At 67.8% G+C, this 13,638-nt stretch carries 13 protein-coding genes; 9 read left to right on the top strand and 4 right to left on the bottom strand.

All coding sequences use genetic code 11. From position 1 onward, the window contains the following. Positions 1 to 9: 9 nt before the first annotated feature. Entirely contained in the window at positions 10 to 924 is a 915-nt protein-coding gene (gene kdgD / locus NP4_RS07980; RefSeq protein ID WP_067994245.1) for a 5-dehydro-4-deoxyglucarate dehydratase, read from the bottom strand. 30 nt (positions 925 to 954) lie between these two features. Then, entirely contained in the window at positions 955 to 1,833 is an 879-nt protein-coding gene (locus tag NP4_RS07985) for a LysR substrate-binding domain-containing protein (protein WP_067994849.1), read from the bottom strand. A gap of 193 nt (positions 1,834 to 2,026) precedes the next feature. On the opposite strand from NP4_RS07985, the gene NP4_RS07990 reads away from it, so the two are divergent. The 5 genes from NP4_RS07990 to NP4_RS08010 all read left to right on the top strand — a co-directional run bounded on the left by NP4_RS07990 (position 2,027) and on the right by NP4_RS08010 (position 6,950). Beyond that, positions 2,027 to 2,821: an IclR family transcriptional regulator gene (locus NP4_RS07990; protein WP_067994248.1), complete on the top strand. Its 795-nt coding sequence runs from the start codon at positions 2,027 to 2,029 to the stop codon at positions 2,819 to 2,821. 30 nt (positions 2,822 to 2,851) lie between these two features. Beyond that, complete coding sequence (locus tag NP4_RS07995) at positions 2,852 to 3,643, top strand: NAD-dependent epimerase/dehydratase family protein (protein ID WP_067994250.1); 792 nt, start codon at positions 2,852 to 2,854, stop codon at positions 3,641 to 3,643. A gap of 118 nt (positions 3,644 to 3,761) precedes the next feature. Continuing rightward, the gene (locus NP4_RS08000; RefSeq protein ID WP_067994253.1) at positions 3,762 to 5,111 is read left to right on the top strand and encodes a sugar porter family MFS transporter; all 1,350 of its coding nucleotides are present in this window, start codon (positions 3,762 to 3,764) and stop codon (positions 5,109 to 5,111) included. Further along, a complete protein-coding gene (locus NP4_RS08005) occupies positions 5,108 to 6,124 on the top strand; it encodes a lactonase family protein (RefSeq protein ID WP_174556105.1) in 1,017 nt (338 codons plus the stop codon). Before NP4_RS08000 ends, NP4_RS08005 begins: the two co-directional genes overlap by 4 nt. 31 nt (positions 6,125 to 6,155) lie before the next feature. Continuing rightward, positions 6,156 to 6,950 carry an aldose epimerase family protein gene (locus NP4_RS08010; protein ID WP_067994256.1) on the top strand — a complete coding sequence of 265 codons (795 nt, stop codon included), beginning with the start codon at positions 6,156 to 6,158 and terminating at the stop codon, positions 6,948 to 6,950. On the opposite strand, the gene NP4_RS08015 is transcribed toward NP4_RS08010, so the two are convergent. Beyond that, positions 6,951 to 7,145 (bottom strand): hypothetical protein, encoded by a 195-nt coding sequence (locus NP4_RS08015; RefSeq protein ID WP_067994854.1) that lies wholly within the window; start codon positions 7,143 to 7,145, stop codon positions 6,951 to 6,953. Positions 7,146 to 7,233: 88 nt separating this feature from the next. Between NP4_RS08015 and NP4_RS08020 the strand changes: the two genes are divergently transcribed. The 4 genes from NP4_RS08020 (at position 7,234) to NP4_RS08035 (ending at position 11,440) form a co-directional block, all read left to right on the top strand. Then, positions 7,234 to 8,286, top strand: a complete 1,053-nt coding sequence (locus tag NP4_RS08020) for an AraC family transcriptional regulator (protein WP_067994259.1) — start codon at positions 7,234 to 7,236, stop codon at positions 8,284 to 8,286. Between the two features lie 85 nt (positions 8,287 to 8,371). Next, complete coding sequence (locus NP4_RS08025) at positions 8,372 to 10,027, top strand: FUSC family protein (protein WP_067994261.1); 1,656 nt, start codon at positions 8,372 to 8,374, stop codon at positions 10,025 to 10,027. Continuing rightward, positions 10,024 to 10,542, top strand: coding sequence for a MarR family winged helix-turn-helix transcriptional regulator (locus NP4_RS08030; RefSeq protein WP_067994264.1), 519 nt, complete (start codon positions 10,024 to 10,026; stop codon positions 10,540 to 10,542). Before NP4_RS08025 ends, NP4_RS08030 begins: the two co-directional genes overlap by 4 nt. 58 nt (positions 10,543 to 10,600) lie before the next feature. After that, positions 10,601 to 11,440 carry an SDR family oxidoreductase gene (locus NP4_RS08035; protein WP_067994267.1) on the top strand — a complete coding sequence of 280 codons (840 nt, stop codon included), beginning with the start codon at positions 10,601 to 10,603 and terminating at the stop codon, positions 11,438 to 11,440. Between the two features lie 45 nt (positions 11,441 to 11,485). On the opposite strand, the gene NP4_RS08040 is transcribed toward NP4_RS08035, so the two are convergent. Continuing rightward, on the bottom strand, positions 11,486 to 13,600 hold the full coding sequence (locus tag NP4_RS08040) for a catalase (protein ID WP_067994269.1): 2,115 nt from the start codon (positions 13,598 to 13,600) through the stop codon (positions 11,486 to 11,488). Between the last annotated feature and the right edge of the window lie 38 nt (positions 13,601 to 13,638).

The raw sequence follows: 13,638 nt of genomic DNA on the forward strand, positions 1-13,638 counted from the left end.
GAATCAAAGTCAGGCAATGCTTTTCACCAGTTCGGTCAGATCGGCCAGTTCGGCCTCGGTCAGATCGGTCAGCGGCGGCCGCACCCGGCTCGACGGCCGCCCGACCGCCGCCAGCCCCGCCTTGACGATCGATACCGCGTAACCGGGACCGCGATCGCGAATATCCAGATACGGCAGCACGAACGAGCGCAGCAGTCGATAGACGCCGGCACGATCCTGCGCGCGCACCGTGCGATAGAACTCCAGCGCGAACTCCGGTACGAAGTTGAAGATCGCCGAGGAGTATGTGGTGACGCCCATCTGCGTATAGGGCAGCGCGAAGGTCTCCGCGGTCGGCAGACCGCCGATATAGGTCAGCCGATCGCCCAGCCGGGCGTAGATGCGGGTCATCGTCTCGATACTGCCGACACCGTCCTTGAAGCCGACCAGATTCGCGCAGCGCTCGGCCATGCGGGCCACGGTCACATCGTCGCAGGCGGCATTGCCGCGGCTGTAGAAGATCACGCCCAGCGAGGTGGCCGCGCACACCGCCGCGACATGTTCGACCAGTCCGTCCGGCCCGACCTCGGTCAGATAGGGTGGCAGCAGCAGAATGCCTTGTGCCCCAGCGGCTTCCGCGGACCGAGCCTGTTCCACGGCGATCGCGGTCCCGGCCGTTGCGGGCGCGATCACCGGCACCCGTCCGGCGGTCTCGGCCACGGCCGCGCGCACCACGCGATCGATCTCGGCGCCGGTGAGCGAGAAGCCCTCGCCGGTGCCGCCCGCCGCGAACAGGCCCGCGACGTCGTACCGCGCGAGCCAGTCGATGTGCTCCCGATAGGCGGCCTCGTCGAAGGCCAGTTCGTCGTCGAAATGGGTGACCGGGAACGACAGCAGGCCGCGGCCCAGTGCCGGTCCGAGCTCGTCGGCGGACAGCTGCGACACCGAATTCCTCCTCGTTCAGTTCGACCGGGCCTAGGTGGGCCAGGTCTCGACCAGGTCGACGACGCGACGCAGGGCCGGATTGGCCGGTCGTCGCCGCCAGACCGCGTACAGTTCGGCGCGTTCGCTCACCCCCGACAGGGGCCGATAACTCACACCGTCCGGATGCAGATGCCGAGCTGTCTCCGGCACCAGCGCCAATCCGCGCCCGGCCGCCACCAGCGCGAGCATGGTGTGCACCTGGGTAAGCCGATCGGCGGGTTCGTAGGACACCCCGGCCAGGACCCGGTTCATCAATTCCGCGAAATAGCGTGCGGGGCCGGGTGCGTAGACCAGCATGCGCTGACCCTCCAACTCACGCACCGGAATCGGATCGGCGATCGCGAGCCGGTGCTCGGCGGGCGCGGCCAGCATCAGTGGTTCGCGATGGACCAGGCGGCCGTCGAATTCGGCGCGGTCGAACGGCGGGCGCGCGAGCGCCAGATCCAGTTTGCCGCTGGACAATTCGTCGAACTGCACGGCGCTGACCTGCTCGCCGAGGATCAGCTCGACCGTGGGCAGCGCCTCGGAGATCCGATTGAGGAACCGGCCCAGGAATCCGAATCCGGCGGTGGCGGTGAATCCGATGCGCACCGTGCCGGAATGTCCGGCGGCCACCAGCCGCGCGGTGCTCGGGGCGGCCTCGGCCAGTGCCAGCAGTCGGCGCGCCTCGGCCAGGAAGACCGCACCGGCGGGAGTCAGCTCCACCTGGCGCTGGGTGCGATCCAGCAGCAGTACGCCGACATCGCGTTCGAGCTTCTGGATCTGTCGGCTCAGCGGAGGTTGCGTCATCCGCAATCGTTCGGCGGCCCGGCGGAAATTGCCCTCTTCGGCGACCGCGACGAAACCACGCACCTGTTCCAGGGACAACATGGCGGTCACGATCGGTCCTTCGGTCGCATGAATCTGCTCTCCCTGCAGGCTAGGAGCGGTCTTTGATACCAGTCCAACATCATTTGAGTATCAGCGAGTGCGAAACGGGTATCGGAGATTCGTTCACATATGTAGCCGCGATTCAGCCCCCGGATTAGCCTGCGAGACACAGGCAGTCGATCGAAGGAGTGTCATGTCACGCGGCGTCGGGCTGGGACGTGCCGAGCCGGAGAGCGGTGTGAAATCCGCGCGACGGGCGATCGCGGTGCTGGAGGTGTTCGCGGCCAACCGATCTTGGCTCGCGCTGGCCGAAATACACGCCGCCACCGGCTTTCCGCGCTCGAGCCTGCACGGCCTGCTGCGCACGCTGCGCGATGCGGGCTGGCTCGAGGCCGACGAATCGGGCAGCCGATTCCGGCTCGGCGTGCGCGCATTGGTCTGTGGCACGGCTTATCTCGACCGCGATCCGGCGATCCCGTTCGCCACCGAAACCCTCGAGCGCCTGCGCGAGGAGACGGGCTTCACCACCCACTACGCCCGGCTGGCGGGCACCGAGGTGGTGTATCTGGAGACGCGCGAATCGCGTAGTTCGGTGCATCTGGTGTCACGGGTGGGCCGCGCGCTGCCCGCGCACGCCACGGCTCTGGGCAAGGCGCTGCTGGCGGAACTGGCCGACGGGGAACTGGCCGCGCTGCTGGCCCCTCGGCTGGCGGCGCTCACCCCGGCGACCATCACCGAACGTCCCGCGCTACAGGCGGAATTGGGTGTGGTGCGCGAGCGCGGCTACGCGACCGAACGCGAGGAGGGCACCGCGGGCGTCGCCTGCGCCGCGGCGGCGGTGCCGTATCGCATCCCCGCCACCGACGCCCTGAGCTGTTCCATCCCGGTCGATCGAGTCACCGAGGGGGAGCAGCATCGTATCGGCGCGCTGCTGCGCGACGCCGCCGTCGAACTGGCCCGGCAACTGCGCCGAGCCGGAATTCGCTGATTACCAGCTTGATTCGGCAAGGAGTGATCCATGGAGCGTGTGCTCATCACCGGCGCGGCCGGTATCGTCGGCGCGCTGATGCGGCCGCGACTGGCCCGCCCCGGGCGGGTGCTGCGGCTGCTCGACCTCGCCCCGCTCGAACCCGCGAGTCCCGACGAGGAGATCGTCACCGGATCGGTCACCGATCCGCAGGTCATGGCCGCGGCCTGCCGCGGGATCGACGCCCTGATCCATCTCGGCGGCATCAGCCGGGAGGACGGCTGGGAGCGGATCGTCGAGGTCAATATCGACGGCACGCATACCGTGCTCGAGGCCGCCCGGGTCGCCGGAGTGCCCCGCGTCGTCCTGGCGTCGAGCAATCATTCGGTCGGCTTCCGCGCGGTCGGTGAGGCGGGGCCCGCGGGCCTGCCGTCGGACAGCAGTCCGCGACCCGACACCTACTACGGCGTCAGCAAGGCGGCCGTGGAAGCGCTTGGCAGTCTCTATCATTCGCGGTTCGGGATGGATGTCACCTGCCTGCGCATCGGCAGCTGTTTCGAACGGCCCACCGATGTGCGTCAGCTGTCGATCTGGCTGTCGCCGGACGACTGCGCCCGGCTGCTGGAGGCGTGCCTGGCCACCGAGAAATCGGATTACCGTGTGCTGTGGGGGGTTTCGGCCAATACCCGCGGCGTGGTCTCGCTGCGCGAGGCCGAACTGATCGGCTATCGCAGCCATGACGACGCCGAGCGGTACGCGGCCGAGGTATCGCCGGGTGAACTGCCGGAACTCCTGGGCGGCGCGTTCTGCGAAGTGCCACTGGGGCAACACAATCCGATCTGACGATTCACATATCTGAACGCATCCCTCGATACCGAATAAGCATCGGAATTCGTATTGTGTTCGCCATACCGGCATGTGACCCTGAGCACACTTATCTGGCTCGGCAAGGAAGTCGCATATGCGGATCGGGGTCTGGAATCTCTATTTCTTCGGGGCGCTCGGCGGAATTCTGTTCGGTTACGACCTCGGGGTGATTTCCGGGGTTCTGCTGTTCGTCAAACCACTGTGGCAGCTCGGGTCTGTGGCCCAGGGTGTACTCGGCGGCTGTCTGGCGGCGGGGGCGGTACTCGGCGCGGCCTTCGCCGGGCGCATCACCGACCGGTGGGGGCGGCGGCGCTCGATCATGGTGGCCGCGGTGGTATTCACCATCGGAGTACTCGGTTGCACCGTCGCGCCGAATTTCGCGATCCTGGTGGTGGCCCGCTTCGTCACCGGCGTCGCGGTCGGCTGCTCCTCGGCGACCGTGCCGACCTATCTGTCCGAACTCGCGCCGACGCGGGTGCGCGGCGCGCTGTCGACGCTGAATCAGTTGATGATCGTGTCCGGCATCCTGATCGCCTACATCGTCGACTGGGCGCTGTCGGACGCGCAGAACTGGCGGCTGATGTTCGCCATCGCCGCGATCCCCGCGGTGGTGCTGTTCTTCGGTCTGATCGGCATGCCCGAGACACCGCGCTGGCTGGTGAAGGCCGGACGTGAGGCCGAGGCCCGCGAGGTGCTCGAGCGGACCCACCGCGACGGCGATATCGAGGGCGAACTAGCCAACATCCGCGAGGTGATCCGGCTCGACGCCGAACAGCGCGGGCGGCTGCGCGATCTGCTGACGCCCTGGGCGCGTCCGGCGCTGATCGTCGCGCTGATCCTCGCGATCGGCCAGCAGTTCGCCGGTACCAACGCGGTGAATCTGTACGCCCCCACGATGTTCAAGGATCTCGGCCTGGCCAATAACGGCTCGCTGCTGGCGTCGATCATCATGGGCGCGGTGAAGGTGGTCTTCACCGCCTGGGTGTTCCTGGTGGTGGACCGCTGGGGTCGCAAACCCCTGCTGCTCATCGGCAATGTGCTGATGGCGCTGGCGCTGTTCCTGCTGGGCGCGGCGGTGCTGGGTATGGACAAGGGCACGGGGACCGGCATCGTGGCGCTGGTTCTGCTCAATCTCTACTGGGTCGGTTACGAACTCGGGTGGGGCGCGGTGGTCTGGGTGATGATGGCCGAGATCTTCCCGCTGCGGGTGCGCGGCATCGGCATGGGCGCGGGCAGTGTGGTGCTGTGGGCGTCGACCTTCGCCATCACCTTCCTGTTCCCGGTGATGAACGACCATCTGGGACTGGCCTGTTCGGCCTGGATCTTCGCCGCGGTGAGCGTGGTGCTGTTCGTGCTGGTGCGCCGATTCGTACCGGAGACCAAGGGGCGCAGCCTCGAACAGATCGAATTGGATCTGCGCGATCGGGTCGGGGGAGCGGCGTGAGCGTGGTCTATGTCTCCAATGCGGCGAGCGCCGAGATCTCGGTGCTGCGGCTGGACTCCGACGGTGGGCTGGCGCATATCCAGACCATCGCCACCGGAGGTACGGTCATGCCGCTGGCGCTCTCGCCGGACCGCCGTCGGCTCCACGCCGCGCTGCGCTCGCGGCCGTATTCGGTCTCGAGTTTCGGAATCGATTCCGAGACAGGGCGTTTGCGGCATCGATCCACGGTGCTGCTGCCGGACAATATGGCGTATATGACCACCGATCGCAGCGGTCGATATCTGCTGTCGGCGTCCTATACGGGAAATGTGGTCTCGGTCAACGCCATCTGGCTCAACGGTGTGGTGGAGGAGCGGCCCGTCGCGGTGTATTCCACACCGCCGCACGCACACTCGGTCGTGGCGGATCCGTCGAATCGGTATCTGTTCGTGGCCGCGCTGGGCGGCGATGCGATCCTGCAGTACCTGTTCGATCCGGACACCGGCCGCGCCGTGCCGAACACCCCGCCGGTCGTCTCCGTCAAATCCGGCGCCGGGCCGCGACATCTGATCTTTCATCCAGGTGGGTGCTTCGTCTATGTGAGCAATGAACTCGACGGCACGGTCGGAGCCTACGAATTCGATTCGTACTCAGGCACTCTCGCGCTGATCGATCAGTATCCGGCCCTGCCGCCCGGCGTCACGCGGGCCTGGACCGCCGAGCTGCGGCTCACCCCCGACGGCCGTCACCTCTATGTATCCGAGCGGAACTCGAGTACTCTGGCCGGATTCCGGGTCGATCCCGCCTCCGGGGCGCTGGAACCGATCGGCCACACCCCTACCGAAACCTGTCCGCGCGGCTTCGCGATCGATCCCGGCGGCCGCTTCGCGGTGGTCGCAGGTCAGCGCTCCGACTCGGTGACCGTACACGTCATCGACCCGACGACGGGCGCGCTGACCACGCACACCCGGCTGCCGGTCGGCCGGGATCCGAACTGGGTCGAGATCGTCGATCTGCCCGCTGTGCCATGCTGAGAGGCATCAGGTGACGAGTCGGGGAGGCGATATGAGTGTCGAGGAACTGCGACTGAACGCGGGCGATGCGGAACTGGTGGTGAACCCCGACACCGGCCGCGTCACGCATTTCCGGATCGGCGGCGTCGAAATCCTGCGCACCGGCGCGCGATTCGGCTCCTTCCCGATGGCGCCGTGGTGCGGCCGGATGCGCGACGGCGTGCTGAACTGGGACGGACAGACCTATCAGCTGCCGCGCACCGCCGAGCCGCATGCCATCCACGGCACCGTGCGCGATCGGCCCTGGGAGGTCGTCCGGCACTCCGGCGGCGAACTCGAACTGGCTCAACGGCTGACCGAGCCCTGGCCCTTTCCGGGTCGGGTGGTGCAGAACTTCGCGCTGGCCGCGGATGCCGCGACCTTCCGCATGACCGTCGAGGCGGCGGCGGAACCCTTTCCGGCCCAGGTCGGATGGCATCCGTGGTTCGAGCGCAGCCTGAGCCCGGACGGTAAGCCGGTCGAGATCGCCTTCACCGCGGCCTGGCAGGAACAGCGGGGCGAGGACTATTTGCCCGACGGTAATCGCATCGCGCCGCTGCCCGGTCCGTGGGACGACTGCTTCGGCATGCCCGACGGCGTCGATGTCACCCTCACCTGGCCGGATACGCTGGAACTGTCGGTCACCAGCCCGGTGCGCTGGGTCGTGGTCTACGACCAGCCCGCCGAGACGGTATGCGTCGAACCCGAATCGGGCCCGCCCAACGGCCTGAACACCCAGCCCCGCGCGGTCCGGCCGGAGGAACCCCTCGTCGCCGAAATGCGCTGGCGCTGGCGGACGCTCGGCTGATCAGGAGGCGCGCGAGGAATCCGGGACGAGATGTCCGGCCTGGACCAGGACGCGTAGCGCGGCCCGGCGACGCGGGCAGTCCTCGGTGCGGCAGTCCAGATGCATCTGCATGATGGCGTGGGCTTGCTCCGGGGTTGGCGCGATGGGCTCGATCCAGCACGTGCTGAACATATCCACGGTTGCCGCCTCCCTCATCGTCACCTCGCCTCGCCGGTCCGAGACTATGCGTAGATTCCGCTCGAAAGAATGTGCCGACCGGACCGAATGTTGGTAATTTCGGACGGTGGCCGCCTTCGGTGCTCCATCCGGTGTCGTCCCGCACGGCAGCGTCAGTGTGCGGATGATGGCAGGCGTCGGACAGGCGCACGGTGTGGCCGAGTCGACCCTGTTGGCGGACAGCGGAATCGAGCCCGCGGACCTCGCCGACGAATATGCCAAGATCTGGCCCGATCAGGAATTCACGGTGGCGCGCAATCTGATCGCGGCGGTGGGTGATCGTCCGGGTCTGGGCATCGAGACCGCGCGGCAGGCCACCCTCGGCAAGGCCGGGATCGTCGGGCTGGCCGCGCTTGTCAGTCCGACCGTCGGACATGTGCTGACGCTGGCCATCCGTTATCAGGCGCTGGTCGCGGTCGCCGTGCGATATGTATTGCAGGAGCAGGGCGATCGGGTGCTGCTGGTGGTCGACGGGGACGGGATCCCCGAGGATGTGCGCGACTACTTCATCGAGCGCGAGGTCGCGCTGATCTTCATCGCGGGCCAGCGGCTCGGGGTCCGCATTCCGGTGCTGCGCCTGGATGTGCAACTCGACGCCGGACGCGGTGCGGTGCTGACCGAACTGCCGTCGCTGGCTCGTGAGCTGGTGGCGTTCGGGCGGCCGCGCACCCAGCTCGTCCTGCCGCGCAGCTATCTGGAACAGCCTATGCCGCAGGCCGATTCGCAGACCGCGACGCTGATCGAGCGGCAGTGCCGAGAGGCGTTGCAGCGGTTGGTGGCCGGGGGCTGGCGATTGTCGACCCAGGTGCGCGATCGGCTGTTGCGCGATCCCGGACTGGTGCCGTCGATGGCCGATATCGCCGCCGAACTGCACATCACCTCGCGCACCCTGCGCCGTCAGCTGGCCGCGGAGGGTGCGACCTTTCGCGGGCTGCTCAATACGGTGCGTGAGACTCGCGCGGCCGAGCTGTTGCGCACCGGTGCGTCGGTGGAGGATGTGGCACGGCTGCTCGGCTATGCGGAGACCGCCAACTTCACCCATGCCTTCACCCGCTGGCGCGGCATGTCACCGCGGGCGTATCGGCAGTCGCTGACGCGTAAGTCCACGGCCCGGGATTGATTCCCGAACGGATCCGCCTGTAAGCGCGATCACGGAAGCGTACTGACAGTTATTTTATAGGTAAAACACCTGTTAATCTTTTCATATGTCCACGACTGCCCGAGGCTCCGACCAGGACGATCGCCCGCGTCGCGGCCTGCGCCGGGCGCTGCCGGTGCACGGTCTGCTGCGATTGCGGCCCGTCGCCGATACGTGGCGATGGTCGGCGCTGAGCGCGCTGATCGCGATCGGCGTGCCGGAGTTGGTGCTGCTGGCGCTGGGGCATCTCGAGCTCGCGCTCTACACCAGCGCGGGTGGACTGTGCGCGCTGTACGCGCACGGGCTGCCGTATGCCGCGCGGGCGCGCACGCTGATCTGGGTGGTGCTGGGTATGACCGCCGGAACGGCCGTGGCCTCGCTCGCCGCGGCGCTCATCGACTCGGCGGCGCTGAAGGTGGCCGTGATCGCCCTGCTGGCAGGGCTTTTCAAGGTGGGCTGCGATGCGACGCGGGTCGGGCCGCCCGGCAATGTGGTGCTCACCTTCGTCGTCGCGACCGCGGCCTTCGTTCCGGCGCGGCTCGGCGATCTACCGTTGCATCTGGCTCTGGTGCTGTTCGGTGGGGCGCTGGCCTGGCTGGTGTGCTTGGCGCCCAGTATGTTTCGGCCGCATGCGCCCGAACGGCTGGCCGTGGCGCGGGCCCTGACGGCGACCGAGCGGCTGCTGCGCAGTACAGATGACGGACCAGCCGGGGCGCGGCTGCGCTACGAGGCGGCCGCGGCCGTCTATGCCGCCTGGCAGACATTGCGTCTGGTGCCCGCGGGCGCGGCCGAGCGCGCACCCCTGGCACGCCTGGTGGCCCGGGCCGAATCCTGCGCGGCCGCGCGGCGTTTCGATCAGGCCGATACCCTCGCCGAATGGGCGCGGGAATTGCGCCGCCCGCACGGCATACCGGTGGTTCGCTCGGCCACCGCCGAGGAGGCCGAGATGCGTGGTGCGGCAGTCGAATACGCGGCCGACAGTCCCGTCGGCGGGCTGCGTGGTCTGCTCGCGGCGTTCGCCCCCCGTTCGCCGCTGCTGCCCATCGGACTGCGGGTCGCCCTGGGCGGGGCCGCGGCGGGGTGGACCTCGATGGCGCTGGGTGTGGAGCGGCCCTACTGGGCGGTGCTGACCGCGGTCGCGACCTATGTCGCCAATACCGCGTTGACCTGGCAGCGTGCGGTACTGCGCGTACTGGGTAGTCTCGGCGGCGTGCTGTTGTTCACCGCGTTGGCGCCGCTGTTGCACAGCGCGGCGGCCCTGGTCGCAGTCTCGCTGATCTGTCTGCTGGCGACCGAGGCGACCATCTCGCGCAACTACGGCCTGGCCATGATCTTCGTGACGCCCATGGCATTGGCCATGTCGGAGTTCGTCATTCGCACCCCCGCGCACCGCCTGGTCCTCGACCGCTGGCTCGATACCTGTGTGGGCGCGGCCATCGGCATCGTCTTCTGCTTCCTCATCCCGAATCGCCGCGTCTCCGGCCGCGTCACCTCGGCCCTGCGCACCCTGGAAGCCGCCACGGCCACCGCCCCGACCACCTCCGACCCGACCGCCGCCCGCACCCGCCTGACCGCGGCCCTGATCGAAACCCGCGAAGCCACCGATATCGCGGTGGGCGAGTGGTGGAGCGCCCCCCTGCCCGAGGAACGCATCGTCGCCGCCGAACGCGCGGGTCACCGCGCCCTCGCCGACCTGACCACCAGATCGGTGGCGATTCCGTGACACCGTCACCCTCCGAGGACGCCGTCTTCGGCGTTCTCCGTCAATGGGCCGGCGTGCATCCCGACCTCGATACCGAGCCGGTCGGGATCATCGGCCGGATCAATCGCTGTGCCGCGCTGTTCCAGCAGGTCGGGGACGCGCCGCTGGGGCGGGCGGAGTTGAGCCGACCCGAATTCGAGGTGCTGTGCGCCATGCGACGGGTCGGTGGGGAATTGACGCCCGGACGCCTGGCCCGCGAGACCTTCGCCTCGCCCGCGGCGGTCACCAAACGTGTTCGGGGGTTGGAGGTTCGGGGCCTGGTGGCGCGGCGGCCCGATGGGCGCGACCGCCGGGTGGCCCATTTGTCGCTCACCCCGGCCGGAGTGGAATTGGTCGACGAGATCCTGCCGCGGCAACTCGCTTACGAGAAGAACCTGCTGGCCGGACTCCCCGGGGACGAACGCGCCGATCTGGCCCGCATCCTCGCCGCTCTGCTGCTGCTCCTGGAAGGCCGCCTCGGCGCGATCGAGCACTGAGCTTTAGCCACGAGCCGCCGGGGTAAGGCCACCATGGGCCGTTTCGAGAGGAGTGGACATGGGTTTTCCCGAGCAGCAGCAGGAAGTTCCCGGGGTGCAGGGCCGGATGACGCCCGTACCGGATTGCGGTGAGGACAGCTATCGGGGCAGCGGCAGGCTGACCGGTAAGGCGGCGGTGATCACCGGTGCGGACAGCGGTATCGGCCGCGCGACCGCCATCGCCTTCGCCCGTGAGGGCGCCGATGTGCTGATCTCCTATCTGAATGAGCACGACGACGCGAAACAGGTTGCGGAGCTGGTCGAACAGGCCGGTCGCCGGGCCGTCCTGGTCGCCGGTGACCTGTCCGACCCCGCGCACTGCCGCGCCGTGGTCGACCGGGCCGTCGAGGAATTCGGCCGCATCGATGTCCTGGTGAGCAATGCCGCGTATCAGATGTCGCACGACACTCTGGAGGAGATCAGCGACGAGGAGTGGGACTACACCTTCGACCTGAATATCGGCGCGATGTTCCGCCTGGTCAAAGCCGCGCTGCCGCATATGGGCCCGGGTTCGTCGATCATCGGCAGCTCATCGGTCAACTCCGATATGCCCCGCCCCAAACTCGCTCCCTACGCCGCCACCAAGGCCGCCATCGCCAACTTCTGCGCGAGCCTGGCGCAGTTGCTGGGGGAGCGCGGAATTCGCGTCAACAGCGTCGCCCCGGGTCCGATCTGGACCCCGCTGATCCCGTCGACCATGCCCACCGAGAAGGTCGCCGAATTCGGCGACAACACCCCACTGGGGCGCGCGGGCCAGCCGGCGGAGCTGGCTCCGGTGTATGTGATGCTGGCCGCGGATGAGAGCAGCTATGTTTCCGGTTCTCGGATCGCTGTGACCGGCGGTAATCCGGTTCTGTAGGGGGCCTGGTTCCCGGCGCTGGGCGCCGGGAACCAGGAAAGGGGATCAGGAAAAACGAGCCCAAACCCGATGCTCCCCGAGCGCGTCCACCAACCCGTTGGAGATCCGCTCGAGATCCTCACCCAGATAGGCCCCGGCCTGATCGCCCGCGATGCCATTGCGCTTCATGGCCTCTTCTCCGGCCCCCGCCGCGGCGAGTGGTTTGCCGTGTCGCCACATCTCACCGATCAGTAGGTCGACGCGGTGGTCCGAGGCGGCGGTGAGGAAGACCGCGGCATCGAATTCCACCGACCGCATGGTCGCGAAGCTGCGATCGATCGCGATTCCGCTCTGGTGGTTCAGCTTTCCGGCATGCGGGGCCACCACCATCGGGCTGGTCGCGGCGCGCTGGAAGTACCGCACGAGATCGTCGAGCATCGAGGTGTCCACCGCATCGTCCACCACGATCGCGACCTTGCGCCCGTCCACGGGGAACGCCCCGCGCAACTGTGACAGCGCCGGACTCGGAGCGAGTTCGACGACCGTCGACTTCGGTTGCGGCACAGGCAGTCCCAGCTGCGTTGCGACGAAACCGGCCAGATCGGTATCGACCTCGGCGACCATCTGCACCCCGCGCTCCCGGATCGTCTCGTCCTCGCATTTGCCCAGTTCGAAGGCGAACGCCTCACCGAGATGCCGCTGCTCCACCGGGGTCAGGCTGCGATAGAACATGCGCGGCTGCGAGTAGTGATCCGAGAACGACACCGGCGCATCGGTATTCGCCGACATGCGCACCTTCCGTGCGGGCGGTGCGATCGGCGTGGGCGATTCCACATAGGCCCGATCGGCCGTCAACGCCGTGAACGGGCAACCGCCGCCGGTCGAATTCGGTTTGTACGCATTGATTCCCGGATGCACGCCGGTCTGATGCATACCGTCGCGGAAGTTGTCGTTGACCGGCGCGTGCGGTCGATTGATCGGCAGCTGTGTGAAATTGGGCCCGCCGAGCCGGGTGAGCTGGGTGTCCAGATACGAGAACAGCCGCCCCTGCAGCAGCGGATCGTCGCTGGGCTCGATACCCGGCACCAGATGGTCGGGGCAGAACGCGATCTGCTCGGTCTCGGCGAAGAAGTTCACCGGATTCGCGTTGAGCTGCAGCGTGCCGATGATCTGCACCGGCGCCAACTCCTCCGGAACGATCTTGGTCGGATCCAGCAGATCGATACCCTCGAATGTCTGCTCGGGCGAATCCGGAAAGACCTGCACGCCCAGATCCCATTCGGGAAATGCCCCGGCCTCGATGGCATCGGCCAGATCCCGGCGATGGAAGTCCGGATCGAAGCCGCCGGTCAGCTGCGTTTCCTCCCACAGCATGGAGTGCACGCCCAGGCGCGGCTTCCAGTGGAATTTGACGAGGGTGGTGTTTCCGGCGTCGTTCACCAGCCGGAAGGTGTGGATGCCGAAGCCCTCCATCATGCGGAACGACCGCGGCAGCGCCCGATCCGACATCGACCAGAAGGTGTGCGCGGTCGCCTCGGTATGCAGGGTGACGAAGTCCCAGAACGTGTCGTGGGCGGTCTGCGCCTGTGGAATCTCTCGATCGGGGTGCGGTTTGGCCGCGTGGATGACATCGGGGAATTTGATGGCCTCCTGGATGAAGAAGACCGGGATATTGTTGCCGACCAGGTCGTAGACGCCCTCGTCGGTATAGAACTTGGTCGCGAAGCCGCGGGTGTCGCGCACGGTGTCGGCCGAACCGCGCGAACCGGCCACGGTCGAGAACCGCACGAATACCGGCGTCTCCACCTCGGCCCGCAGGAATTTCGCCCGGGTCAACTCGGCCGCCGCGCCATTGGCCCGGAAGACGCCGTGCGCCCCCGCGCCGCGCGCGTGCACCACCCGTTCGGGGATGCGCTCGTGGTCGAAATGGGTGATCTTCTCGCGAAAGTGGAAGTCCTGCACCAGCAGCGGTCCGCGCGGACCGGCCTTGAGCGCATGATCGGTATCGCTCATCACCACCCCCTGCGAGGTGGTCAGGGCCTCGCCGCGCGGGCCGCGCGCGCCGGGTTCGGCGTTCACGGGCTCACCGGTGGGACTGCGATACTCCGGTTCGCGCTGATCGAGCGCGGGTCCCGGCGGCGGACAGGTCGATCCGGTCTCATCGGGCTTGGTATCGGTCATACCGCAGCGGCTACCCGGCAGCCATGAACTCAATCCCG

The sequence above is a fragment of the Nocardia pseudobrasiliensis NBRC 108224 genome (assembly GCF_001613105.1).
GTDB lineage: Bacteria > Actinomycetota > Actinomycetes > Mycobacteriales > Mycobacteriaceae > Nocardia > Nocardia pseudobrasiliensis.